Annotated in this window: 19 protein-coding genes and 2 pseudogenes; 7 read left to right on the forward strand and 14 right to left on the reverse strand. The window is 65.2% G+C overall.

Features of this window, described 5'->3' with window-relative positions:
• Positions 1–52 precede the first annotated feature (52 nt).
• A pseudogene (locus N2602_RS26625) lies at positions 53–1,080 on the reverse strand (SDR family oxidoreductase).
• 145 nt (positions 1,081–1,225) lie between these two features.
• On the opposite strand from N2602_RS26625, the pseudogene N2602_RS26630 reads away from it, so the two are divergent.
• Positions 1,226–1,411, forward strand: a pseudogene (locus N2602_RS26630) (winged helix-turn-helix transcriptional regulator); the annotation flags it as partial.
• Between the two features lie 282 nt (positions 1,412–1,693).
• Here N2602_RS26630 and dksA read toward each other — a convergent pair.
• On the reverse strand, positions 1,694–2,059 hold the full coding sequence (gene dksA, locus N2602_RS26635; RefSeq protein WP_246571501.1) for an RNA polymerase-binding protein DksA: 366 nt from the start codon (positions 2,057–2,059) through the stop codon (positions 1,694–1,696).
• A 217-nt stretch (positions 2,060–2,276) separates the two neighbouring features.
• Positions 2,277–2,888 carry an NAD(P)-dependent oxidoreductase gene (locus N2602_RS26640; protein ID WP_260379925.1) on the reverse strand — a complete coding sequence of 204 codons (612 nt, stop codon included), beginning with the start codon at positions 2,886–2,888 and terminating at the stop codon, positions 2,277–2,279.
• A gap of 163 nt (positions 2,889–3,051) precedes the next feature.
• On the opposite strand from N2602_RS26640, the gene N2602_RS26645 reads away from it, so the two are divergent.
• Positions 3,052–3,423 (forward strand): helix-turn-helix domain-containing protein, encoded by a 372-nt coding sequence (locus N2602_RS26645; RefSeq protein ID WP_025037390.1) that lies wholly within the window; start codon positions 3,052–3,054, stop codon positions 3,421–3,423.
• A 154-nt stretch (positions 3,424–3,577) separates the two neighbouring features.
• On the opposite strand, the gene N2602_RS26650 is transcribed toward N2602_RS26645, so the two are convergent.
• Complete coding sequence (locus N2602_RS26650) at positions 3,578–3,991, reverse strand: flagellar assembly protein FliX (protein WP_172782866.1); 414 nt, start codon at positions 3,989–3,991, stop codon at positions 3,578–3,580.
• Positions 3,992–4,275: 284 nt separating this feature from the next.
• Here N2602_RS26650 and N2602_RS26655 point away from each other — a divergent pair, with 284 nt between their 5' ends.
• From N2602_RS26655 to N2602_RS26670, 4 genes are all read left to right on the forward strand, one after another.
• Complete coding sequence (locus N2602_RS26655; protein ID WP_036027924.1) at positions 4,276–5,400, forward strand: flagellar basal body P-ring protein FlgI; 1,125 nt, start codon at positions 4,276–4,278, stop codon at positions 5,398–5,400.
• Entirely contained in the window at positions 5,400–5,768 is a 369-nt protein-coding gene (flgJ, locus tag N2602_RS26660) for a flagellar assembly peptidoglycan hydrolase FlgJ (RefSeq protein WP_260379926.1), read from the forward strand. The genes N2602_RS26655 and flgJ overlap by 1 nt, the downstream gene beginning before the upstream one ends.
• An 11-nt stretch (positions 5,769–5,779) precedes the next feature.
• On the forward strand, positions 5,780–6,277 hold the full coding sequence (locus tag N2602_RS26665) for a hypothetical protein (RefSeq protein WP_172782864.1): 498 nt from the start codon (positions 5,780–5,782) through the stop codon (positions 6,275–6,277).
• A 159-nt stretch (positions 6,278–6,436) separates the two neighbouring features.
• A complete protein-coding gene (locus tag N2602_RS26670; protein WP_172782863.1) occupies positions 6,437–6,796 on the forward strand; it encodes a hypothetical protein in 360 nt (119 codons plus the stop codon).
• Positions 6,797–6,955: 159 nt separating this feature from the next.
• Here the strand turns inward: N2602_RS26670 and flaF are convergent, their stop codons facing one another.
• From flaF to N2602_RS26695, 5 genes are all read right to left on the reverse strand, one after another.
• Positions 6,956–7,324 carry a flagellar biosynthesis regulator FlaF gene (gene flaF / locus N2602_RS26675; protein WP_018642830.1) on the reverse strand — a complete coding sequence of 123 codons (369 nt, stop codon included), beginning with the start codon at positions 7,322–7,324 and terminating at the stop codon, positions 6,956–6,958.
• 294 nt (positions 7,325–7,618) lie between these two features.
• The gene (locus N2602_RS26680; protein ID WP_172782862.1) at positions 7,619–9,913 is read right to left on the reverse strand and encodes a DUF1522 domain-containing protein; all 2,295 of its coding nucleotides are present in this window, start codon (positions 9,911–9,913) and stop codon (positions 7,619–7,621) included.
• Positions 9,914–10,132: 219 nt separating this feature from the next.
• A complete protein-coding gene (locus N2602_RS26685; RefSeq protein WP_172782861.1) occupies positions 10,133–12,412 on the reverse strand; it encodes a DUF1522 domain-containing protein in 2,280 nt (759 codons plus the stop codon).
• A 329-nt stretch (positions 12,413–12,741) separates the two neighbouring features.
• Positions 12,742–15,021 carry a DUF1522 domain-containing protein gene (locus N2602_RS26690; RefSeq protein WP_260379927.1) on the reverse strand — a complete coding sequence of 760 codons (2,280 nt, stop codon included), beginning with the start codon at positions 15,019–15,021 and terminating at the stop codon, positions 12,742–12,744.
• Positions 15,022–15,379: 358 nt separating this feature from the next.
• Positions 15,380–17,659 carry a DUF1522 domain-containing protein gene (locus tag N2602_RS26695; RefSeq protein WP_260379928.1) on the reverse strand — a complete coding sequence of 760 codons (2,280 nt, stop codon included), beginning with the start codon at positions 17,657–17,659 and terminating at the stop codon, positions 15,380–15,382.
• A 320-nt stretch (positions 17,660–17,979) separates the two neighbouring features.
• On the opposite strand from N2602_RS26695, the gene flbT reads away from it, so the two are divergent.
• Positions 17,980–18,423: a flagellar biosynthesis repressor FlbT gene (gene flbT, locus N2602_RS26700; RefSeq protein WP_172785241.1), complete on the forward strand. Its 444-nt coding sequence runs from the start codon at positions 17,980–17,982 to the stop codon at positions 18,421–18,423.
• A 74-nt stretch (positions 18,424–18,497) separates the two neighbouring features.
• Here the strand turns inward: flbT and N2602_RS26705 are convergent, their stop codons facing one another.
• The 5 genes from N2602_RS26705 to N2602_RS26725 form a co-directional block, all read right to left on the reverse strand.
• Positions 18,498–19,994: an aspartate aminotransferase family protein gene (locus tag N2602_RS26705; RefSeq protein WP_260379929.1), complete on the reverse strand. Its 1,497-nt coding sequence runs from the start codon at positions 19,992–19,994 to the stop codon at positions 18,498–18,500.
• Positions 19,991–21,244, reverse strand: coding sequence for a RimK family alpha-L-glutamate ligase (locus N2602_RS26710; protein ID WP_172785243.1), 1,254 nt, complete (start codon positions 21,242–21,244; stop codon positions 19,991–19,993). Before N2602_RS26710 ends, N2602_RS26705 begins: the two co-directional genes overlap by 4 nt.
• 1 nt (position 21,245) lies before the next feature.
• Positions 21,246–22,874, reverse strand: coding sequence for a hypothetical protein (locus tag N2602_RS26715; RefSeq protein ID WP_260383717.1), 1,629 nt, complete (start codon positions 22,872–22,874; stop codon positions 21,246–21,248).
• Positions 22,875–22,884: 10 nt separating this feature from the next.
• The gene (locus N2602_RS26720) at positions 22,885–23,670 is read right to left on the reverse strand and encodes a hypothetical protein (protein WP_260379930.1); all 786 of its coding nucleotides are present in this window, start codon (positions 23,668–23,670) and stop codon (positions 22,885–22,887) included.
• A gap of 72 nt (positions 23,671–23,742) precedes the next feature.
• Positions 23,743–25,626: a flagellar protein gene (locus N2602_RS26725; protein ID WP_260379931.1), complete on the reverse strand. Its 1,884-nt coding sequence runs from the start codon at positions 25,624–25,626 to the stop codon at positions 23,743–23,745.
• Between the last annotated feature and the right edge of the window lie 12 nt (positions 25,627–25,638).

Here is a 25,638-nt window from a genome sequence, read left to right on the forward strand (position 1 = left end):
AGGCGGCACTTCAGCATCCCAGCTCCGGCCTGACAAGCGCGGGTGGCGTCCCTCAGCTCTTGACGAGGCCGAGCCGGATCAGGCTCTCGGCGGTCGCAAGGATCGCCTCCTCGTTGGAGCGCGCCTGCCAACCGAGCAGCGACCGGGCCTTGGCGCTGGTAGAATGCCTGCCTTTCCGAGCATCGGCACGACCGCACGCAGCAGCGGAATCCGGCTCGCGGCCAGCCGCACCAGCCAGTCCGGAGCCTGGAGCCGCGGAACCCGGCGCGCCCGCGGCCCGAGTTCCCGGCGCAGCACGCGGGCGATGTCGAGGATCGACATCGTCTCGCCGGAGACCGCGATGAAGCGCTCGCCTTTCGCCTCCGGCGCGGTCATCGCCCGCAGGTGCAGCTCGGCGACGTCGCGGACGTCGACCACGCCGAAATAGACGCGCGGCACGGCCGGCATGGCACCGTCGAGCAGCGACCTGACGATCTCGATCGAGCCGGAAAAGTCCGGCCCCAGCACGGGCCCGAAAATGCCGGCGGGGTTGATCACCGACAGTTCCAGCCCATCGCCCTCGCGCGCGACGAAATCCCAGGCCGCTCGCTCGGCCAGCGTCTTGGACTTGACGTAAGGTTGGCCGTCCACAGCGGCGAGATTGGTCCATTCGGTCTCGTCGAACGGCTTGTCACGCGGCGGATGGCCGTAACCGATCGCGCCCAGCGACGAGGTGATGACGACCCTCCTGACGCCGGCCGCGCGCGCGGCCCGGAGCACCCGGAGCGTTCCGTCGCGGGCCGGGATGATCATCTCGTTCTCGTCCGTTGGGACCGCGGTCGACAGCGGGGACGCCACGTGGAGAACGTAATCGCAGCCCGCGACCGCCGCCTGCCAGCCGTCGTCCCGGGTCAGGTCGGCGTTGAAGAAGGCCACGCTCTCGGGCGCTGCCGCCCCGCCCTCGCGCAGCATGGCGAGCACATCGGCCTGACGCTCCGGCCGACGCACCGTCGTCCGCACGGCGTGGCCGGCGGCCAGAAGTTGCAGGACGACATGGATACCGACGAAGCCCGACCCGCCGGTGACCAGAACAGTGCTCATGACCAGCTTCCCCTCGTTGCACGGACCGGCAAATTGGTTCGGTGGCCCCTGCACAAGCACGCATCTGGTCACTATGGCCTGGCGGACAAGTAGAGTGGAAGTCGAGACCGGTATGGAAAACCTGACCAGCGTTTGCGACGGCGACTCCACGCAGCTGCGCGAGCTCGAGCAGGACGGCCTCGTGTCGCGCACTGCTTTCGCGGAGAAGCCGATGAGGGTCGAGTACGAGCTGACCGATGCGGCCTACGGCCTGTTGCCGGCGTTTAAGGAAATATTGAGCTGGTCCAGGCTTTATGGGGATACACGTCTTGAGACGTCGCAGCAGGCCTGATTGCAGCGATGCTTGATGCAGCTGGATCAGCGTCTCAACTTCAGAGTCGATCTCGTTGATGCGACTCGCAAAACCTCCCGCACCTGAAGTGAAGGCTGTTTCTCATCCGAACTCACGTGAGCTCGGAGCAATCCAGTCTAGCCCGTTGATCGCGATTCACTTTTCGCGATCACACCGTCGCCATGGTCGGTGCGACGGCAAGCCGCGGGCAATATGCCGAGCACGGCGCGAAACGGCGCCCTGCGTCCAAAAACAAAGAGCCGCATCTCTGCGGCTCGGACCTTATTCGTCGCGATAAACCTTCTCGCGTTTCTCGTGGCGCTCCTGCGCTTCTACCGAGAGCGTCGCGATTGGCCGGGCCTCGAGCCGCTTCAACGAGATCGGCTCGCCGGTTTCCTCGCAATAGCCGTAGGTGTTGTCCTCGATACGCTGGAGCGCGGCGTCGATCTTGGCGATCAATTTGCGCTGGCGGTCGCGGGCGCGGAGTTCGATGGCACGGTCGGTTTCGGACGAGGCCCGATCGGCGAGATCGGGGTGGTTGACGTTCTCCTCCTGCAGGGCTTGCAGGGTGAGCTTGGACTCTTTGAGGATCTCATCCTTCCAGGCGAGGAGCTTCACACGGAAGTACTCCTTCTGCCGGTCGTTCATGAAAGGCTCTTTGTCGGTCGGTCGGTAGTTTTTCAACTTTTCCAAGGGAGGCCTATCTTCTTAAGTAACGACTCGTGGACGGACCGAGGTCCGTTGAGCCGGGCCTTATATAGTGGCCTCCCGTGACAGACAATATTTCCCTCACCGCCCGGTCCTCGCCCCCAAGCCCTTGCACAGGAAGGTTTATCCCTGAGGGCTCGGAGGCGACCGGCGGGCCTTAATAGCCGACCGTGAAGCGCTGCTTCAGGTGGGCTGGCCGTTCGATCTCGTCGGCAAGCGCCATGGCGTAGTCGGCAAAGGTGATCCAGCTCTTGCCGTTCGCATCTGCGAGAAGCTGATCGGTCCCGAGCCGGAACTTGCCGGTGCGTTCCCCCTCCACGAACAGCGCCGAGGGCGAGATGAAGGTCCAGTTCAGGTCCTTTTCCTGCCGCAGCAGGTCGAGGAAGGCCGATCCTGCCTCCGCTTCAGCCTTGTATTGGGCTGGAAAATTGGGAGTCGTGACCAGCTTCACGCCCGGGGCAACCTCGAGGCTGCCGGCGCCGCCCACCACGAGGTAACGCCCGACCTTGGAGTCCTTCGCCGCACCGATCAGCTTGAGCGGATCACTGGCCAGGAAGTGCACGGAACTCACGGCGACGTCGTGACCGGCCCACAGCTTGGCAAGGCCCGCCTGGTCGAGCACATCCCCCTTGGTCGGCGTGACGTTCGGCAGGGCTGCGATCTTCTCGGGGTTCCGGGCGATGGCCGTGATGGCGTGGCCGCGGCGGGACAGTTCCTTGGTGATCTCCGAACCCGCCCGGCCCGAGGCGCCAGCGACTGCGATTTTCATGGAAGGCTCCTTTGCTTCTGTGGTAACTAACGGAGACTAGATATCGCAAAGAATGCTGGTGTTAAGAGAGCACTTTGTGCTTACCTGATTACGCTGAGGTAACTGATCGCATACAACCGACATGCGGACCCCAAGCAACGGTATGGATCTCCGAGGACCGACGATGAAACCCGACGTCTACGCAGCGAACTGCCCCACCCGCCAGATCCTCGATCGCGTCGGCGACAAATGGGCGGTGCTGATCCTCTTGCTCCTGCGCGAGGAGCCGATGCGTTTCAATCAGTTGCGCCGCACGATTGAAGGCATCTCGCAGAAGATGCTGAGCCAGGTTCTCAAGTCGCTCGAACGAGACGGCCTGATCAGGCGCCGTGCCATAGCGACCGTACCGGTGACGGTGGAATATTCGATCACCCAGCTCGGCCTGACCCTGGCGGCGGCGGTGGACCCGTTACGCGATTGGGCCGAGCAGAATCTGAAAGACGTGCTCGCCGCCCAGCGCCGCTACGATGCGCAGTTGAAGGAAGAGGCGGCGTAGGCGCGCGGGAAGCGGAGCGCGGTTTCGCCCCAACTTTGCTGTCATGCCCCGGCTTGACCGGGGCATCCAGTACGCCGCGGCCTATCGGTTCAATGACAACTTTCTCTGGAATACTGGGTCGCCCGGCCAAGCCGGCCGACGACACCCTGCGCGACTACCCCTGCCCGGCCTTCGCCAGCTCGACCTCGACGCGCAGCTCGATCTCGGAGAGCACCGCATCAAGACCGGCATCGCCGGAGGACGATTTCAGGTTCGCCGCGGCGTCGCGCAGCCGCATCACGGTCGAGGCGTCGAGATTGCCCGACAGCAGCCCCATCTTGAGATCGTCGAGCACGTCGAGCGCAGTCCTGCCGCGGGCGACCGAGCGTTTGCGACGCTCGACCGGATCCTCCTCGACACCCTGCAACGCCAGCAGCGCATCGATGTTGGCGGCGGCCTTCGGTGCGGCAGCGTTCCGCGTCTCCTGCGCCGATGAGGTGTCGGGCAGCACGAAGGTGCCGGAGCCCGTCCGCTTGGCCTGGCTGGCCGGCGCTCCAAGCGTGGTGCCGTTCGGTCCGTAGATGCGCATCGGAAAGAATCCGGGTGATCGATGCCTCACCTTCGCTGTCTTATGGTTAACGGTGCGTAAACGGCCCGGCAAAATCTGCCGACAGGCGGCAGTTTCGCTCCTCAGGGCGAACGAGTGCTGACACCGGTCGAAACAGATTTACTCAACCTATTCAGCCACCTACCCTCGCTATCAGGCGTTGGCACAGCGCTCGCAAGGAAAGCGCCGGACCAGCTCGTCATGGGAGTGTCGTGCAAGTCCTTTCCGATTTGAGGGGCCTTTCTTGAGGGCCTTGGGGAGCAGAGATGCCAGGCGTTCGTTGGGTGAGGATTGTTGGGTTGGCCTGCGCCGCGCTGTCGGCGCTGGCGCTGTCGGTCACCTCGGCGGCGGCGACCTCGCGCATCAAGGACCTCGCCAATATCGAGGGCGTGCGGCAGAACCAGCTCATCGGCTACGGCCTCGTCGTCGGCCTCAACGGCACCGGCGACACGCTCAACAACATCCCCTTCACCAAGCAGTCGCTGCAGGCGATGCTGGAGCGCATGGGCGTCAACATCCGCGGCGCCACCATCCGCACCGGCAACGTCGCCGCCGTGATGGTCACGGGCAACCTGCCGGCCTTCGCCACCCAGGGCACGCGCATGGACGTCACCGTCTCCGCGCTCGGCGATGCCAAGAATCTGCAGGGCGGCACCCTGCTGGTCACTCCCCTGCTCGGCGCCGACGGCAATGTCTATGCGGTGGCGCAGGGCTCGCTCGCGATCTCCGGCTTCCAGGCCGAGGGCGAGGCCGCCAAGATCGTGCGCGGCGTGCCGACCGTGGGACGCATCGCCAACGGCGCCATCATCGAGCGCGAGATCGAGTTCGCACTCAACCGGTTGCCGAACGTCCGCCTGGCGCTGCGCAACCCCGACTTCACCACCGCCAAGCGCATCGCGGCCGCAATCAACGACTATCTCGGCGTCAAGACCGCCGAGCCGATCGATCCTTCGACGGTGCAGCTGTCGATCCCGCCCGAGTTCAAGGGCAACGTCGTCGCCTTCCTCACCGAGATCGAGCAGCTCCAGGTCGACCCCGATCTCGCCGCCAAGATCGTCATCGACGAACGCAGCGGCATCATCGTGATGGGCCGCGACGTCCGCGTCGCCACCGTCGCGGTGGCGCAAGGCAACCTGACGGTCACGATCTCCGAGAGCCCGCAGGTGAGCCAGCCCAATCCGCTGTCGCGCGGCCGCACCGTGGTCGCGCCCCGCAGCAGTGTCACCGTCACCGAGGACGGCAAGAAGCTGGCGCTCGTCAAGGACGGCGTCTCGCTCCAGCAGCTCGTCGACGGCCTCAACGGCCTCGGCATCGGCCCCCGCGACATGATCAGCATCCTCCAGGCGATCAAGGCCGCGGGCGCCATCGAAGCCGATATCGAGGTGATGTGATGCAGACCATCGCGATCAACACCCCTCGCCTCGCCACCAATTCGGCCTTCTCGGTCGAGAGCCGCAACGGCCGGCCGGACTTCGAGCTCGCCGCGGCACTCCAAAAGGTCTCGCCGCAGCAACAGGCCAAGGCGCAGAAGACCGCCACCGACTTCGAGGCGATGTTCCTCAACAGCATGTTCGCGCAGATGACTTCGGGCCTGAAGGGCGAAGGTCCGTTCGGCGACACGCCCGGCACCGGCGTGTGGCGCTCGATGCTGACCGAGCAATATTCCAAGAACTTCGCCAAGGCCGGCGGTGTCGGCGTCGCCAGCGACGTCTACCGTACCCTCATCCTGCAGCAGGCGAAAACGATCCGGACGGCATAAGGTCAAACGAGATGAACCATTTCAACGCCTCACGTCAGCCGATGCAGACCCAGCGTCCGAACAGCGCCCCCATCAGCGGCGAGGCGCGCAAGCTCGCCGAAGAGCTGATGGATGCGATGAACGCCCTGCTCGCGCTGATCGAGCGCGAGACCGAGCTCGTCCGCGCCGGGAAGGTCCGCGAGGCGATGTCGTTCGAAGGCAAGAAGCAGGAGCTGTCGCGCAACTACGTCGCCGCCGTCAGCCAGTTGAAGGCCAACCAGCCGCAACTCGCGAAGTCCGCGCCCGAGCTGCTCTCGACGCTGCATCGCCACCACGATGCGTTCCGCGCGATGCTCCAGGTCAATCTCACCGTGCTCGCCACCGCGCACGCGGTGTCCGAGAGCGTCGTGCGCGGCGTCAACGCCGAGATCCAGAAGCGCAACGTGCCGAACACCTATACGGCCGCGGGGCGCCGCGCAGCGCCGGGTCCGCGCCATATCACCCCGCTGGCGGTCAGCCGCTCGCTCTGAGTGGGCACGAGAACAACCGACAATTTTAAGAAAAACCGCGCGGCCACGGCGTCGCGCGGTTAGGCACGTTTCCTTACCGGGTCTTCAGTCCTGGTGTTCCATGCTTGCGCGATTAGAGGGGTTGGGATTTGACTCACGTAAGGCAACCAGGAGGCTGCCATGAGTACAGATTTCAGCATCAGGCCGGTGGGGATCCCGGCCCCCATTCAGATCGTGACGACGTCCAACGCGGCGGCGAACGAGGCCGTGCAAACCGATCTTCCGGTGAGCCAGACGGTCGCCGCGGCCGATACCGGCGCGCCGGTGCGCAATGATGTGCCGAACCACGAGAACATCTCGCGCCAGGTCGTGTTCGACCAGGCGGCCGCGTCCTTCGTCTTTCAGGTCGTCAATGACAGGACCGACACGGTGGTGAACCAGTTTCCGGACGAGGCGATGCTGCGCCGGCGTGCCTATTTCCATGCACTGGACATGAAGTCCGAGCCCTCGCGTCCGCTCAGCACCGACGTCAGCGCCTGACGATCACGAGATAGATGCCGTAGTTTCTGCTCTGCGTCTGGCCGTCGCCGGTCAGCGCGGAGTTTGCATGCCGAGGCAAGACCACCAGCCGCGATCAGATCCTGCCGACATTGAGAGTTTTCGCCGATGCGCTCGTGATGGCGACCATCACGAATCCGGTCACGGCCGTCCGGACAGGCCTGCCGCGATATTGCGGTTGATCTCGATCAGCGGACGGAAATGATCGAACTGCGGGCTCATCTGCAGCGCGGCGGTCTGGCTCAGCACGAACACGCTGATGTTGGCGATCTTCTGCCGGACGTCGATCGGCTGCGGATTGCTGTCGCGCATCGCCTCGCTCAGGAAGATGGTCCAGAGCTTGCGGTTGAACATCAGGGCCTGCATGGTCTGCTCGCTGAGCGGATCGGCGTTGTTCACCGCGTCCTGGAGCTTGTTGGCGGCCTTGAGCAGAGTCTGCGCCTCGATGTCGCGAGGAGATGCGGTGGTGGTTGCAACACGCGCATAAGCCGAGGCAGCGGAATTCGACATCAATCACACCCTGGAGGTTACCTAGCGCGTTGTACGCGCTTAAGGATTTCTTTCCCAACCCTAGGCAGCACCGCTTAAGATTTGCTTACGTACCGTGCTTGGAAGCACTCCGCAGAATTACGGGACGCGGAGTCCTTCGTCAGCGCGACGCTAGATGCACGCATGCACGATGTAAACTTGCTCGTCGTGACGCGCATCGATCTCAGCTAATCTTGTCTTAGCGATCTCCCTCAAAAGAGCGGCGGAGCGTCAGCCCCGCCGCGAAATCTCCAATAGCGAAGTTGCGCTGCGGAATTAGCGGAGCAGCTGCAGCACGCTCTGTTGCGACTGGTTGGCCAGCGACAGCGCGGAGACCGCGATCGACTGGCGCGTCGACAGCGCCTGGCTGTTGGCCGCTTCCTCGTTGGTGTCGGCGAGCGTCAGGTTGGACGAGCCGGTCTGCAGCACGTTGATCAGGTTCTTGGAGAAGTCCTGACGCACCTGCACGATCGACAGGTTCGAACCGAGGCTGGAGCCTTCCGAGCGCAGCGTGCTCGAGGCGGCGTTCAGGCTCGCCAGCACCCTGTTGGTGGCGCCGTTGTCGATGAAGTCGACGCCGTTGACGAGGTTGCTGAGGCCGAGGCCGGCCGCGTTGAACACCACGCCGTTGATGCTGAGCGTCGAGCTGCCGGTTTCGTTGAAGACCAGCTTCAGCGTGTCGCCGTTGAGCAGGTTGACGCCGTTGAAGGAGGAGTCCTGCGACGTCGTGTCGATCTGGGCCAGGATGTTGTTGAACTGGTTGACCAGGTTCGAGCGCGCGGTCTGCGCGACGGGATCCTGGACCGGCGGCTGCGCCGTGGTGAAGGCGAGGACGCCGGTGATGGTGCCGCCGACCGTGCCGCCGGCAGTGGTCGAACCCAGCGTCGAGGAGGCGTATTCGTTGACGGTGGTCACCGTGAGCACGCCGTTGGCGTCGATCGTCGCGGTCAGGTGGTTGGCCTGAAGCTGCGCGTTGAGCTGGTCGAGCGTCTTGACGGTGCCGTTGGTGCCGTCGCCGAAGGTGACGTTGACGGGCGTGCCGCCGTTGAAGGAGGTGAAGGTCAGCGTCTTGCCGCTGATGCCGCCGACGCCCGAGGTGCGCGCCGCGGTGAAGGCGGTCGCCGTGCCGGTGTTGCCGCTGAGGCCGAACGCGCTGAGCGCGTTGCCGGTGCCGGTGATCGAGAGGTCGGCGTTGACGCCGGTCGAGAGCGACAGCTGGCCGCTGGAGTTCACCGACGACGGGATCTGGCCCGACGTGGTCGTGATGGTCGCCGCACCGTTGAAGATGCTGGCGGTCTTGACGCCGGTGGCGAGGTCGATCGAGTTGAGCAGGTCGGTCAGCGTCGCACTCTGGAGATAGACGGTCGAATTGCCGTTGCCGTCGGTGACGACGTTGCCGCTGACGCCAAAGCCGTTGGCGACGCTCGCCGCCGATTGCGGGGTCTGCGCATTCTTGAAGGTGATGGTGTGGCCGTCGATGTTCAGCGTCGAGCCGTCCTGAACGAGAGTGCCGAGCGAGCCGGCGGTGGTCGACCGGTTCGCAGTCACGGTCGCATTGCCTGCGCCGGTCGCCGCCGTCAGACCGAGCTTATTGAGGAAGTCAGCCTTGCCCGTCAGGCTCAAATCGGCGCCGGTCGAGCTCTTCAGCGTGATCTGGCCGCCGCCCGAGATCGAGGATGCCACCTGGAGTGTGCCGACGGGACCGGCCGCGCCGCTGACGGCGATGGTCGCCGCGCTCGCGCTGATAGTTGCAGTCTTGACGCCGCTGGCGAGGTCGATCGCGGTGAGGACGTCGTTGATGGTCGCACCGGGCGCAGTCGGCGTTCCCTCGTAGACGATCGAATTGCCGTTGCCGTCGGTGGCGATGTGGCCGCTGGCGTCGAGACCCCAGCCGGTCGGCTGCGAGCTTGGCGCGACGCCGGTGCGGAAGGTGATGGTCTTGCCGTTCACCGTGATGGTGTCGCCATCGGCGGGCGGCGTGCTGAAGGTGGTCGATGCCGTGGTGCCGAGCAACGTCGCGGTGCCGGACAGCGCGGTGGTGCCGTCGGCGGCGAGCGCGGCCGTGCCGGTAAAGGTGCCGGCCGTCGAGCCCAGCGAGGCACCGAGTGCGGCGGTTCCCGTGACCGGGGTCACGCCGCCGGCCGCGCCGGTATAGAGCACGTTGCTCTTGGCGGTCGCGCTCGCATAGGAGGTCGTGCCGCGCAGGTCGGCGGGCGTCGCGCCGGGAATCGTGGTGGAGACGTTCGACTTGGTGGAATAGCCGACCGTGGTCTGCAGCGCCTGGTTGGCGATCGATTTGGCGCTGTCGATCAGCTTCTGCAGCGAGGTGATGCCGGTGTTGGCCGCCTGCAGCACCTGGACACCGTTGTTGATGCCGTCGAGCAGGTTGCTGATGTCACTCGCCCGGTTGTCCAGCCCCTGCGCCGTGAAGAAGTTGGTGGGATTGTCGAGCGCCGTGTTGACCTTCTTGCCGGTCGACAGCCGCTCCTGCGTCGTGGCCAGCAAGTCGGCCGTCGACTGCAGCGACAACAGGTTCTGGCGAACGGACGCCGAGAGAACGATGTTGGACATTGGCGAGTCTTCCTCTTGAACCGGATACGAATCGGCCGCGCGGACTGGAAAGCGGGCCTTTTGTCCAGTTTTAGGAGGTGTCCTTTAAAGTATGGTTAACGCCGGTTTAAGGGACAGGGTTAATGGCGAATGAACGCCCCTGCCCGCCCCGGACGCAAAAAAGAGCGGCGGGGCAAGAAGCCCCGCCGCCCGATTTTATTCAATAATTTCAGTTTCTTGTTAACGAAGCAACTGGAGCACGCTCTGCTGCGACGTGTTGGCCAGCGACAGCGCGGAGACCGCGATCGACTGCCGGGTCGACAGCGCCTGGCTGTTGGCCGCCTCGACGTTGGTGTCGGCCAGGGTCAGGTTGGAGGAGCCGGTCTGCAGCACGTTGATCAGGTTCTTGTTGAAGTCCTGACGGATCTGCACCACCGAGAGGTTCGAGCCGAGGCTCGAGGCCTGCGAGCGCAGCGTGCTCGAGGCGGCGTTCAGGTTGGTCAGCACCCGATTTGCTGCGGCGTTGTCGATGAAGTCGACGCCGACCGTCAGCGAGGCGAGGCCGAGACCCTTGGAGTTGTAGGTCACGCCCGTGATGTTCAGGCTCGACTTGGCGGTCTCGTCGAACACCAGCTTGAGCTGATCGCCGTTGAGCAGGTTGACGCCGTTGAACGAGGAGTCCTGCGCGGTGGTATCGATCTGGTTGAGGATGTTGTTGAACTGAGACACCAGATTGGCACGCGCCGTCTGGGCAACGCCATCCTGGACGGGGGTGGAAGCCGTCGAGAAGGTCAAGGCCGAGGTGAGCGTGCCGCCGATCGCACCGCCGGCCGCCGTCGAGCCCAGCGTCGAGGACGCATAGTCGTTGGATGCCGTGATGGTCAGCAGGCCGTTGGCGTCGATCGTTGCCGACAGGTTGTTGGCCTGCAGCTTGGTGTTGAGCTGATCGAGCGTCTTGACCGTGCCGTTGGTGCCGTCGCCGAAGGTGACGTTGACCGCCGTGCCGCCGTTGAAGGAGGTGAAGGTCAAGGTCTTGCCGGCGATGCCGCCGATGCCGGAGGTGCGCGCCGCCGTGAAGGCGGTGGCGCTGCCAGTGTTGCCGGCGAGACCGAACACGTTCAACGCGTTGCCGGTGCCGGTGATCGAGAGGTCGGCGTTGATGCCGGTCGAGATCTTGAGCTGGCCGGACGTGTTGATCGTCGAGTTCGACTGGCCGGTGGCGGTCGCGAGCGTCGCGGTGCCGTTGGCATTGACCGTCGCGGTCTGCACGCCGGTGGCGAGGTCGATCGCCTTCAAGACGTCATTGACCGTGCCGCCCTGCAGATAGACCGTCGAGTTGCCGTTGCCGTCGGTGAGGACGTTGCCGCTGGCACCATAACCGGTCGGAACGCTCGGAGCACCGGTCGAGCCCGGGATCGGCGCGTTCTTGAAGGAGATGACGTGGCCGTTGACGTTCAGCGTCGAGCCGTCGGCGATCGTCGCACCGAGCGAGGTTGAGCTCGTGGTCCGGTTGACGCTCACGGTGGCGTTGCCGCCGCCCACCGAGGTGGTCAGGCCGAGCGCCTTGAGCAGGTCGGCCCTGCCGGTGACGTTCAGATCCGCACCCGTCGAGCTCTTCAGCGTGACGGCGCCCGCACCAACGCTCGAAGCGGTCTGGTTGACGCTGGTCGCGATCGTCGCAGCACCGGAGCTGATGGACACCGTCTTGACGCCGCTGGCCAGATCGACCGCGGTCAAGAGATCGCTGACGGTCGCAGCCGGCGTGCCGGCGGTGCCGAGATAGACCGTGGTGTTGCCGTTGCCGTCGGTGACGAGGTTGCCGCTGACGCCCGAGCCGGCCGCAACCGCACTCGATGCCGGAGCAGCGCCGCTGCGGAAGGTGATGGTCTTGCCGTTGACGGTCAGCGTGTCGCCGTCGGCGGGCTGGGCGTTGCTGGCGAGGCCCGTTGCAGTCGTGCCGTTGGTGGCGATCAGGGTGATGGCGCCGGTCAAGGCCGTGGTGCCGTCGCCGGCCGTTCCCGCCGTACCCGTGAACGAGCCGATGGTGGCACCGAGCGTCGTGGTCCCGTTCGCCGCGGTGGTGCCGCCGGCAGTGCCGTTGTAGAGCACGTTGCTGCTCGCCGTCGCGCTGGCGAAGCTCGTCGTGCCGCGCAGGTCGGCCGCCGTCGCACCGGCGATGGTGGTGGAGACGTTCGACTTGGTGGAGTAGCCGACGGTGGTCTGCAGCGCCTGGTTCGCGATCGATTTCGCGGAGTCGATCAGCTTCTGCAGCGAGGTCAGGCCGGTGTTGGCAGCCTGCAGCACCTGCACGCCGTTGGCGATGCTGTCGAGCAGGTTGTTGATGTCGCTGGCGCGGTTGTCGAGCGACTGGGCGGTGAAGAAGTTGGTGGGATTGTCCAGGGCCGAGTTGACACTCTTGCCGGTCGACAGACGGTTCTGTGTAGTGGCGAGAAGATCGGCGGTGGACTGGAGAGAGAGCAGGTTCTGGCGAACCGACGCAGAGAGAACAATACCGGACATGACTCTTACCCTTCTGGCTTACGCGTCTTCGTTCGATCGCTTCCGGATCGAGTGACGGGGCCAGCGTGCCGTGACATGGCTAACAAAGGGTGAAATGCATGAAGCCCGCCTAAGCGCCGGTTCACCATAAGCGAGTCGAACGTGCGGGCACGGCTCGCAATCCATCTGAAATCATTGGCAATTCCTGACGCTTACGCTCCATTAACCATAACTGCTGGTTACTTTTTCGCGAGGCGCCTGCCCTCTCGAAGTCTCCGAGCAGTGACCAAAAAGAAAGCGGCGGGGCCGAAGCCCCGCCGCCGGATCTTGCTTGCGATGTCGCCCGCGCGTTAGCGGAGCAGCTGGAGCACGCTCTGCTGCGACTGGTTGGCCAGCGACAGCGCGGAGACTGCGATGGACTGGCGGGTCGACAGCGCCTGGCTGTTGGCCGCCTCGACGTTGGTGTCGGCCAGGGTCAGGTTGGACGAGCCGGTCTGCAGCACGTTGATCAGGTTCTTGTTGAAGTCCTGACGAACCTGCACGATCGTCAGGTTTGAACCCAGAGCCGAAGCTTCCGAACGCAGCGTGCTCGACGCGGAGTTCAGGTTGGTCAGCACCTTGTTGGTGGCAGCGTTGTCGATGAAGTCGACACCGCTGGTCAGCGCGGCGAGGCCAAGACCCTTGGAGTTGTAGGTCACGCCCGTGATGCTCAGGCTCGACTTTGCAGTCTCGTCGAACACCAGCTTGAGCTGGTCGCCATTGAGGAGGTTGACACCGTTGAACGAGGAGTCCTGAGCAGTCGAGTCAATCTGCTGGAGGATGTTGTTGTACTGATTGACCAGGTTCGCACGCGCCGTCTGGGCAACCGTATCCTGGACGGGGGTGGAGGCCGTCGAGAAGGTCAGAGCCGTCGTCAGCGTGCCGCCGATCGCACCACCTGCGGCGCTCGAACCGATGGTCGAGGACGCGTAGTCGTTGGTGGTCGAGACCGTCAGCAGGCCGTTGGCGTCGATCGTCGCCGTCAGGTTGTTGGCCTGCAGCTTGGTGTTGAGCTGATCGAGCGTCTTGACCGTGCCGTTGGTGCCGTCGCCGAAGGTGACGTTGACCGCCGTGCCGCCGTTGAAGGAGGTGAAGGTCAAGGTCTTGCCGGCGATGCCGCCGATGCCGGAGGTGCGCGCCGCCGTGAAGGCGGTCGCCGTGCCGGTGTTGCCGGCGAGGCCGAGCGCGTTCAGCGCGTTGCCGGTGCCGGTGATCGACAGGTCGGCATTGATGCCGGTCGAGATCTTGAGCAGGCCGGAGGCGTTGACCGACGAGTTGGTCTGGCCGGAGGCGGTCGCGAGCGTCGCGGTGCCGTTGGCATTGACCGTCGCGGTCTGCACGCCGGTGGCGAGGTCGATCGCCTTCAGCACGTCGTTGAGCGTGCCGCCCTGCAGATAGACCGTCGAGTTGCCGTTGCCGTCGGTGAGGACGTTACCGCTGGCACCATAACCGGTCGGAACGCTCGGAGCACCGGTCGAGCCCGGGATCGGCGCGTTCTTGAAGGAGATGACGTGGCCGTTGACGTTCAGCGTCGAGCCGTCGGTGATCGTCGCACCCAGCGAGGCTGAGCTCGTGGTCCGGTTGACGCTCACGGTGGCGTTGCCGCCGCCCACCGAGGTGGTCAGGCCGAGCGCCTTGAGCAGGTCGGCCTTGCCGGTGACGCTCAGGTCCGCACCCGTCGAGCTCTTCAGCGTGACGGCGCCCGCACCAACGCTCGAAGCGGTCTGGTTGACGCTGGTCGCGATCGTCGCAGCACCCGAGCTGATGGACACCGTCTTGACGCCGCTGGCGAGATCGACCGCGGTCAAGAGATCGCTCACGGTCGCAGCCGGCGTGCCGGCGGTGCCGAGATAGACCGTGGTGTTGCCGTTGCCGTCGGTGACGAGATTGCCGCTGACGCCCGAGCCGGTCGGAACGGCGGTCGAGGCCGGAGCAGAACCGCTGCGGAAGGTGATGGTCTTGCCGTTGACGGTCAGCGTGTCGCCGTCGGCGGGCTGGGCGTTGCTGGCGAGGCCCGTTGCAGTCGTGCCGTTGGTGGCGATCAGGGTGATGGCGCCGGTCAGCGCCGTGGTGCCGTCGCCGGCCGTTCCCGCCGTACCCGTGAACGAGCCGATGGTAGCGCCGAGCGTCGTGGTGCCGGTCGCCGCGGTGGTGCCGCCGGCCGCGCCGCTATACACGACGTTGCTGCTCGCCGTGGCGCTCGCATAGGAGGTCGTGCCACGCAGGTCGGCCGCTGTCGCACCGGAGATGGTGGTGGAGACGTTCGACTTGGTGGAATAACCCACCGTGGTCTGCAGCGCCTGGTTGGCGATCGACTTCGCGGAGTCGATCAGCTTCTGCAGCGAGGTGATGCCGGTGTTGGCAGCCTGCAGCACCTGCACGCCGTTGGCGATGCCGTCGAGCAGGTTGTTGATGTCGCTGGCGCGGTTGTCGAGCGACTGGGCGGTGAAGAAGTTGGTGGGATTGTCCAGGGCCGAGTTGACGCTCTTGCCGGTCGACAGACGACTTTGGGTGGTGGCGAGTAGATCAGCGGTGGACTGGAGGGAGAGCAGGTTCTGACGAACCGATGCGGAGAGAACAATACCGGACATTGAGTGTTACCCTTCTGGTACGCAACGCAACAAACTTCGATTAGGATTAATCGATGCTCGGGACGGTGAACGTTGTGGGCTAACAAAGCATGAAGCGTGTCGCGGCAGTCCTCGTCCGGATTCACCATAAGAGCGATGCAGCCAGATGGGCTCGGCCCCTATCATCATGATCGGATGATGTTTTTCATGCACCGGTGAAGCGTTTGCTACTTGTCAACCATAACTGAGAGTGAGCGATTGACTGCATCGAATGCACCCTTTCGACCCCGCCGGGCAGCACTTTAGATGCCGGCGCAAAAAGAAAGCGGCGGGGCCGAAGCCCCGCCGCCGGATCTTGCTTGCGATGTCGTCCGCTTTGTTAGCGGAGCAGCTGCAGCACGCTCTGCTGCGACTGGTTGGCCAGCGACAGCGCGGAGACCGCGATGGACTGGCGGGTCGACAGCGCCTGGCTGTTGGCCGCCTCGGTGTTGGTGTCGGCCAGGGTCAGGTTGGACGAGCCGGTCTGCAGCACGTTGATCAGGCTCTTGTTGAAGTCCTGACGGACCTGCACCACCGAGAGGTTCGAGCCGAGGCTCGAGGCTTCCGAGCGCAGCGTGCTCGACGCGGCGTTCAGGTTGGTCAGCACCTTGTTGGTGGCAGCGTTGTCGATGAAGTCGACGCCGCTGGTCAGCGCGGCGAGGCCAAGACCCTTGGAGTTGTAGGTCACGCCGGTGATGCTGAGGTTCGACTTGCCGGTCTCGTCGAACACCAGCTTGAGCTGGTCGCCGTTCAAGAGGTTGACGCCGTTGAACGAGGAGTCCTGCGCGGTCGTGTCGATCTGGTTCAGGATGTTGTTGTACTGATTGACCAGGTTCGCACGCGCCGTCTGGGCAACCGTATCCTGGACGGGGGTGGAAGCCGTCGAGAACGTGAGCGACGAGGTCAGCGTGCCGCCGATCGCACCACCTGCGGCGCTCGAACCGATGGTCGAGGACGCGTAGTCGTTGGTGGTCGAGATCGTCAGCAGGCCGTTGGCGTCGATCGTCGCCGTCAGGTTGTTGGCCTGCAGCTTGGTGTTGAGCTGATCGAGCGTCTTGACCGTGCCGTTGGTGCCGTCGCCGAAGGTGACGTTGACCGCCGTGCCGCCGTTGAAGGAGGAGAAGGTCAAGGTCTTGCCGCTGATGCCGCCGATGCCGGAGGTGCGCGCCGCCGTGAAGGCGGTCGCCGTGCCGGTGTTGCCGGCGAGACCGAGCGCGTTCAGCGCGTTGCCGGTGCCGGTGATCGACAGGTCGGCATTGACGCCGGTCGAGATCTTGAGCAGGCCGGAGGCGTTGATCGACGAGTTGGTCTGGCCGGAGGCCGTCGCGAGCGTCGCGGTGCCGTTGGCATTGACCGTCGCGGTCTGCACGCCGGTAGCGAGGTCGATCGCCTTCAGCACGTCGTTGATCGTGCCGCCCTGCAGATAGACCGTCGAGTTGCCGTTGCCGTCGGTGAGGACGTTACCGCTGGCACCATAACCGGTCGGAACGCTCGGAGCACCGGTCGAGCCCGGGATCGGCGCGTTCTTGAAGGAGATGACGTGGCCGTTGACGTTCAGCGTCGAGCCGTCGGTGATCGTCGCACCGAGCGAGGTTGAGCTCGTGGTCCGGTTGACGCTCACGGTGGCGTTGCCGCCGCCCACCGAGGTGGTCAGGCCGAGCGCCTTGAGCAGGTCGGCCTTGCCGGTGACGCTCAGGTCCGCACCCGTTGAGCTCTTCAGCGTGACGGCGCCCGCACCAACGCTCGAAGCGGTCTGGTTGACGCTGGTCGCGATCGTCGCAGCACCCGAGCTGATGGACACCGTCTTGACGCCGCTGGCGAGATCGACCGCGGTCAAGAGATCGCTCACGGTCGCAGCCGGGGTGCCGGCGGTGCCGAGATAGACCGTGGTGTTGCCATTGCCGTCGGTGACGAGATTGCCGCTGACGCCCGAGCCGGTCGGAACGGCGGTCGAGGCCGGAGCAGAACCGCTGCGGAAGGTGATGGTCTTGCCGTTGACGGTCAGCGTGTCGCCGTCGGCGGGCTGGGCGTTGCTGGCGAGGCCCGTTGCAGTCGTGCCGTTGGTGGCGATCAGGGTGATGGCGCCGGTCAGCGCCGTGGTGCCGTCGCCGGCCGTTCCCGCCGTACCCGTGAACGAGCCGATGGTAGCGCCGAGCGTCGTGGTGCCGGTCGCCGCGGTGGTGCCGCCGGCCGCGCCGCTATACACGACGTTGCTGCTCGCCGTGGCGCTCGCATAGGAGGTCGTGCCACGCAGGTCGGCCGCCGTCGCACCGGAGATGGTGGCGGACACGTTCGACTTGGTGGAGTAGCCGACGGTGGTCTGCAGCGCCTGGTTGGCGATCGACTTCGCGGAGTCGATCAGCTTCTGCAGCGAGGTGATGCCGGTGTTGGCAGCCTGCAGCACCTGCACGCCGTTGGCGATGCCGTCGAGCAGGTTGTTGATGTCGCTGGCGCGGTTGTCGAGCGACTGCGCGGTGAAGAAGTTGGTGGGATTGTCCAGGGCCGAGTTGACGCTCTTGCCGGTCGACAGACGGTTCTGCGTGGTGGCGAGGAGGTCAGCGGTGGACTGGAGGGAGAGCAGGTTCTGACGAACCGATGCGGAGAGGACGATACCGGACATGACTCTGTTACCTTTCTGGTAAACGACGCTACTGTTACACGTCTGCTTGGATCGCGATGGACCCAGCGACGGCGGACCGTGCCGCCGAGACCTCTAACGAAACATGAAATGAACCTCGCGCTTTTGCCCGGTCACGCGTGATTCGGTCCCGGAAGCGGTGCGCATGGCGGCAACGCCGCACCAATCCCGCTATTGAAAGCATTCAGCTTTTTGGCGGGAATAGCTCGAATTTACAGCTCGTTAACTAGTTGCGAGCGAGAATCACGACCTGACAGGCCGCAACGAACGCTCGGTTACGAAAGCGTTGATGGAGAACAGGAATGGCCCTCAAGGTCGAGCTCAAACCGCACGAACGCATCATCGTCGGCAATTCCGTGATCACCAACACGGACCAGCGGGCCCGCCTGCTGATCGATGGCGAGAACGTGCCGATCCTGCGCGAACGCGACATCCTCACGCCGGAGACCGCCGACACGCCCGCCAAGCTCGTCTATCTGGCGGTCCAGCTCATGTACATCTCCCCGGATCCGCAGACCCAGCACGGCACCTATTTCAACCTGGTACGGGACATCGTCACGGCGGTGCCGAGTTCCTGGCCGATCATCGAAGGCATCAACAACAACATCCTGAACGGCGACCTTTACCGGGCGCTGAAGGAAGCCCGCAAGCTGATCGCCTATGAGGAGAAGCTGCGCAACCAGTTCGAGGCCACGCATCCCAAGGCGGCAGCGGACAAGGACGACGTCAGCACTGCCGCCGCCTGATACGGGCGTTCGCGCCAACGACAACGGCCCCGGATCGCCTCCGGGGCCGTTGTCGTTTTCAGGCGTTCGTCAAACTATTGCGCTGCGAGCGGCGGCGCATCGACCTCGATCACTCCGCCGCTCCGCTGTCCACCGAACTGCAGCACGGCCGCAACCAGCGCATCGATGTCCGCCTCCTCGGTGCGGTGATTGACGATCGCCGCGCGGATCGCGAGCTTTCCGTCCAACGTCGTGCTCGATGGCGCTGCGATGCCGGACTCCTGGATGTCGGCAACAATCTCGCGATTGACAGCATCGCCGCTGCGATAGCGGAAGCAGACGATGTTGAGATTGACCGGCGCCAGCAATTCCAGCCGCGGTTCGGCCAGCACACGCGTCTCCAGATACTTTGCGAGCGCACAGCTCCGCGCAACCGCCGCACCCAGCCGGTCGGTGCCGAACGTCTTCAGCGTGAACCACGTCTTCAGCGCCCGGAAGCCGCGCGACAGATCGGGACCTAGATCGCAGGGCCAGACCGCGCCCGCCGCAAGCCCCCTCGCCTCGCGGCTCAGATAGGCAGCCGGCTGCGCAAAGGCCTGCCGATGCTGCTCGCCGTCGCGCACCAGCAGGAAGCCTGCGTCGTACGGCACCTGCCCCCATTTGTGGAAGTCGAGTGCGATGGAATCCGCAAGCTCGATGCCGCCGAGCAGCGGCGCAAGCTCCGGCGCCAGCATCGCGAGCGCACCGAAAGCGCCGTCGACGTGAAACCAGATTCCTTCCTCTCGGCACAGCTCAGCGATCGCCCTGAGATCGTCGATCGCACCGATATCGACCGTGCCGGCGGATGCGACCACCAGGAACGGCTTGAAGCCGACCTCGCGATCGACGGCGATCTGCGCGCGCAATGCGGCAACGTCGATGCGATGATCGGCATCGACGGCGATCTTGCGCAGTGCATCCGTGCCGAGCCCGGCGATGTCCGTCGCCCTCGCTATGCAGCCATGCGCTGCCTGCGACGTATAGGCCGTGAGCAGCGCACCGTCATTGCCGATGCCGTGCTGACGCGCCAGCGTGCCGAGCGCGGCGGTGCGCGCAACCAGCACGGCCATCAGATTGGCCATCGACGTGCCCGTGACGAAGATGCCGCTTGCGCTCTCGGGAAAGAGGAACAGGCACCGCATCCACTCGATGATCTGGCGCTCGACCTCGATCGGCATGTGGTCGCGTCCGCCGAGATTGGCATTGAGGCCGGCGGCGAGCATCTCCGCGAGCATGCCGACCGCGGTGCCGCCGCCATGCACCCAGCCCATGAAGCCGGGATGGACGTTGCCGGTCGCATAGGGCGCGATATGCTCGGAGAATTCGCGATAGACCTCGGCAAGATCGCTCGCCTCGCGCGGCACGTCCGCTCTGAATGCCGCGCGGACGTCATCGGGAATCGGCCGCCAGACGGGGCGCGCACGAACGTTGGCGATGCCGTCGATCGTCTCGTCCAGCATGCGGTGGGCCAGCGTGCGAAACTCGCTCCAGTCCTGCGGATCGAGCGAGGTATTCGCGACGGCGCTTTGCGCGTTGCGGATGATCTCGTTCATGCTGCGCTCTCCGTGCCCGTCTTTGCATGCCGCGACAGCATCGCCGCGAACGCGGCAAAGATCTTGCGCATCTGCGGCGGCTTGTAGGGAAACACGACCGGCGAATCCATGTTGTGCACGACGGCGGTGTTGTCGGCCTCGAACACCAAGAGCTCGCCGTTCGCGTTCTCGGCGCAATCGACGATGAAATAATCGAGGCCGACGCGCCGGCTCATCTCCTCGAGCGCGTTGCTGTGGCGCGCGCCGAAGGCATGGTCGAAGTCGCGCATGAAGACGGCTTCCTCGGCCCGCTTTTCTTCGCTGAAGGCCATGTAGGCGTTGAGATACCAGATGTCCCAACGATCGGCGATCGCCATGTGGCAGGCGTAGGGCTTGCCGTCGACCATGGCGAGGCGATACTTGCGGTAGAGCCCGTCGGGGCTCACATAATCGACGAAGCGTGCGACGAAGAAATCCTGCTCCTTCCGTTCGGCGAGATAGGCCACAAGCGCCGCCGCGTCGTCGAGTTTCGCGAGCCCGACGCCGGCATGCGAGCCGCGCGGCCGCGCGATCATCGGAAAGTGCAACTCGCCTGCGATGTCGGCGCATGCGATCCGCCCCTGCGCAAGGTCCGACAATTGCGTCCGCGTTGCGTGAATCGTCGCGGGAATGTCGAGGCCGGGCACGTCCGTCAGCAGCCGATAAAGCTTGTCGCGATCGAGATTGCCGATGCGATCGGGGCGATTGAGCAACGGCCGCGGCCAGTGCGGTGCGGCCCCTTCGATCAGCGCGAGCGCCTCACGGCATTCCTCGGAATCGGACGCGACCACGATGGCCGCGTCGTGCTCCGGCAAGGTCTCGGGCAAACCGACGCCCTTGATCACATAGAGAGTCAACAGTTCGATGTCGGAGCCTTCGAGCAGGAAATCGATCGGCGTGTTGCCGCCCATGTCGATATCGGCTGCAAGCGCGAGCAGGCGCAGGCCCGGCTTCGGGGCGGCGCTAGGTGTTCGAAACAATTGATGGAAGGCCAGCACCTCGGACTGGATAGCAAGCCCGTGATCCTTGTCGCCCAGGAGCTGGGTGATCAACGACAGGTCCAGTCCCTCGCCCGCCAGCGCAGTCCCTGCTGCGATGCGCGCGACGAGCTGGTCGCGCAACGGATGCAGATCGACGCCTTCGAAGGCCCGGCGCGTCAGTTGCGCAAAGCCGATGCGGTCGGCATAGTTCGCCGCGGTCAGGCCGATCGGCGCTGAAACCGGATGCTGCATCTCACACCTCGAACGCGGACTTTACCGGCACGGAAGCGGCTGCGCCACCGGCGAGCAGCAGCTCGATCTTCACCAGGACGTGGGCGATCTGGTCGAGAAGGTGCTGCACGTTGCGTTGCGTCTCCGCCCTGTCCGGCGACCAGGCCTCGATCACGAGCCGCGCGCCGACGCAGAGGCGCAGCACCGCCTGCGGCGTCTCGTCCTGCCGCTCCAGTCGCACCGGCTGGCCGATCAGGCAGCGCTGTGCGGCGACCTGACGGTCCTCCGCGCTGCCGCTGATCTCTGCGCTGACGTCACGCGCCAGCGCGCGGTGAACGGCCGTGGTCTCGGCAATAGAAACCGGCTTGCCGTCGCGCAGCAGCGTGAACGGAAAGATGGTGGGTTGCACGAATTCCTCATCGTCGATGCCGGCCACGTCGGTCGCGGCTGGAACAGAGCGCAACGACGGCGACAATGCGATCATGCTGTCGATGCCGGCAGCGAGCTCGGCGAGCATCCCGGCGCGGAAAGCGCCGGGCACAGCGTAGTAGCTGCCGATCTCGGCCAGCGCCGCCTCCCAGCGCAGCCATTGTCCGAAATTCGGGCGGCGCTCGAAGCGCGAACGCAGCGCCATCCAGGCCATCGGCCAATCGCAGCGGCCGGCGTAATCGAAGATTCCAGGCGCGATCCCCTCGATGCGGTCGAGCGACCGCGACAGGCCCTTCGGCACCAGCAACGCACCGCTGAAGGCAGGTCCGCCGAAGAATTTGGAGCCGGTGATCAGCACCATATAGCCGCGGTCGAGATAAGAGCGCAGCCGCCGGCGGCCGAGCCTGGCCTGGCAGGCGTCGACGACGATCTGGACCTTGCGCGGCCAGCGCCGCGCGATCTCGTCGAGGCAGGCCGCGCTCGGTGCACGCCATCCGAGCTTCGAGGAATCCATGATCTGGAGCAGCACGGGCGCGCCTTGCGCGATGGTGGCCTCGACCGCATGCAGCACCGCCTCATCGGCGTCCGTGCGCATCGCGATCCCGGCCCCCGGCGCGCGCAACGGCAGCGAGATGCTGGCGCCGGCCAGCCCCGCCACCGCGGCGTCCTTGCGAACCGCAAAGCCGCTCGCCGTCAGGCCGCTGAAATGATGTCCACGCGCGGTATGGGTCGTGCCGCTCCCGGTCTGGTCGGCGCCGACCACGATCGTCACCGGCCGCGCGCCGAGCATGGTGCGCGCCAGGAACAGGGCGTGAAGCTGGGAGTCCGTGCCGGACGGCGAGAACACCACATCGACGCGCGGCGAGAGCTGGAGATGGCCGCGCAGCTCGTCGCGCAGGTCCTCGCAGCGTGCATCGAAAGCGACCTCGACCTCGTCGAACAGGCACTTGTGCATCAGCTCCTCGCGCGCCAGCGCGGCGCGGTCATAGGCCGCCTGCGAGATCGTCGAGGCAGTCGAGGAGGCGAAATTCCAGACCTCCGGCTCCGGTGAAGCCGCGCAGCCATAGGCGTTGGCTCGATCGCTGGGATCGAGCGCCAGGCGCGGATCTCCGCCGGACACGAGCAGCGTGTCGAGGGGCGTGAAGAGATCGCGCAGGCGATAGCGCGAACCGCCGGCGGCGGCGCGTTGCATCTCCGACCGAGCGGATGCGCCGCCGCTCATCCCGAAGGGCTCACGCCGCGGCATCGGCCGCCGCCGCAGGCGCGGCTGTGAATTGCGAGGCGATGTCGCCGTGGAACACCGACGGCCCGACGTGGTCGAGCGGGCTCTGAATGTCGGCCCAGATCTCGCCGCCGATGTCGGTCCAGCGCTTGCAGAAGGCGAAGTCCTCGGACAGATACGTGCCGGTCGCCGGATCGATCATGCATTCGAACAGCGCGAAGCGGTTCTGGCTCGCCGCCAGCGCATCATGCGAATGCTCGCGGAAGAACCGAAGGTTCGCGTAGTCCGGGTGGCGGCACATCGCTTCCAGGACATGACGCCGGATCATCAGGAAGCCGGTGCCGGCATAGCACACGCGGGTGAATCCGTTGACAACCACGATGCGGTCAGGATCCTCGATCTCGAGCACGTAGTCGAGCGAGGCCGCCGGCACGTCGGCCCGACCCGACTGGATCGCACGCGCGGCCTTGTCCCAGTTGATCCGCTTGATCGGATAGCAGCCGGCGACGACATCCGCGCCGCATTCGATCAGCCGGAACACCTGCTCCGGCTTGAAGCCGATATCGGCATCGATGAACAGGAAATGCGTCGCCTTGGGATCATCCAGGAACATCGCGACCAGGTTGGCCCGCGCCCGCGTGATCAGCGCGTCGCCGTCGCGCAGGAGAACCTTGAGCTCGAGATTGGACATGCCGTGCACGGCCCGCTGCAAAGCGAAGATCGAGCTCGCATAGATGCTCGACACCTGCCCGCCGAAGCAAGGCGTCGCCACCACCAGCTGCATCTTGTCCGACATCGACCGCTCAGCCCCCGCTGCAATCCTCACCAAGAGGTAAACAGGCCTGGTTAACGGCGTGTTAACGCCTCCTTACAGGAACTTGACGAGCGAGAGCTGCGCCAGGTTCGAGGTCACCTGGTAGGACGCCTGCAGGGCGTTCTGCAGCGCCAGGATCTCGCTCGCGACCTGGTCGGGGGAAGCCGATTCCGCCTGGTCGATGATGGTCTGGAGCTGCGCCTTGGCCTGGGTCTGACGCGTGCTCGCGTCCTTCATCGTGTTTTGGGCCATCGCGATGTCGGTCTGGATGTCCTCGATGCGCTGCTGTCCGGGCTGCTGGGTCAGCTCCTGGGTCACCCGCAGGCTCAGCGCCGAGACCTGCCCGCCCGAATATTGTCCCGTCGGCGAGGTCGAGAAGGTGCCGAACACCGCGATTGCCTGCAATTGGCGGCGGATCGCATCCTCATTCGCCTGGGCGCCATATTGCACCGTCACGGCATCGTCGACCCGCGCCATCGCGGTCGAGCGCGGCGAGCCGGGCCCGTCATTGCCCAAATACCACTTCACCGTATTGGCCGAGCCGTTCACCAGCGTCGTCGCCGAGCTCGCCGGCGAAGAGCCGACGCGCAGCGGCGGCTGCGTGGCGGTCACCGGCGTCGCGGCGAACCCGAGCGCGCTCAGCGCGCCGGTGTTCGACGTCGTGATGCTGAGGCTCGCCGCATCGTCGGTATTGATCGTGATCGAGCCGCCGTGGACCGTCGAGGGCTTTGACGTTCCGGTGATCGCGTCGATCTTGGTCAGCAGGGCCTGGATGCTGTCGGTGACGTTGAGCTGGTTGCCGGTCGCGCCCGAGGCCACGAAGGTCAGCGTGGTGCCGTTGACGGTGATGGTATCGCCCGCGACGAAGCCCGGCGAAATCGAGTCCGAGGGGCTCGCGCCCGATAACGCCGTCGCGCCGGTGACCGGGGCCGCCGGCGCCGCCTGGTTGTTGACGGGGGTCCCGATCGCAGAGCTCGCAGTGTTGAAGAAGTTGTCGCCCGCGACGACCGCCGATGCCGCCACCAGCGAAGTGTTGGCGAGTTTCTGAATCGCGGTGTTCAGCGCCGTGTTGAGGTTCGCGGCGGTGTTGTTCGGGTTGACGGGCGTGCTCGCATCGATCGCGAAGCTGCCGAGCGGCGTCGGCGTCGCCGAGGACGCCGTCAGGTCGATCTGCTCGGTCGTGCCGTCCGGCAGGGTGAATTGAATGCTGAGCTTGTCGCCGTTGTTCGGATTGACGCCATTGAGATCGACCGAGAACGACACCGGCGAGCCGCTCGGGCCGGTGACGGTCGCGCCAGTCAGCGTCGAGGACACCGCCTTGATCTTGAGGCCGAACGGCGATCCGGCGACGTCTTCCGACACCTGCACCGAGCTTGCCGTCGGCTGCGTCTGCACCAGGCGGCCCATGCCGCTGGCCCCTAAGTCCGCGGCCTGGCGCTCGGCCATGACGGTCTTGAAGCCGGCCTGCGTCGTGGTGCCGTTGATGATGTCGCCGGCATTGGCCACCGACTGGGTGTTGACGGCCGTTCCGGAGAACAGATAGCGGTTGCCGGTCTGCGTGTTGAGGACGCCGACCATCGAGCCGAACTGGGCCGCCGCGGTGTTCTGCGCGATCGTCTGGCCGTTGACGTTGAGATCCTGCGCGGTGTTGGCCGAACCCGTCTGCACCGTGCTGCGGATCTTGGTCAGCGATTGCAGCGCGGTGTTGGCGAGGTTGATGCTGACGTTGACGTTGGTGATCGTGTCGGTATAGGCGGCGATGTTGGAGAGCTGCGCGCGTCCCGCGATGGCAAAGCCCTCGTTGGTGCCCATGCCGGAATAGTTCTGCGACAGCTTGCCGGTCGAAAGCTGCGTCGACAAATCGGTGAGCTGCTGATTGATGTTGCGGATCTGCGCGCCGAGAACCGACGAGGAGTAATTGATGCTGCTGATCGACATGTTTCAGAGCCC

The organism is Bradyrhizobium sp. NC92 (assembly GCF_025200865.1).
Classification (GTDB): Bacteria; Pseudomonadota; Alphaproteobacteria; order Rhizobiales; family Xanthobacteraceae; genus Bradyrhizobium.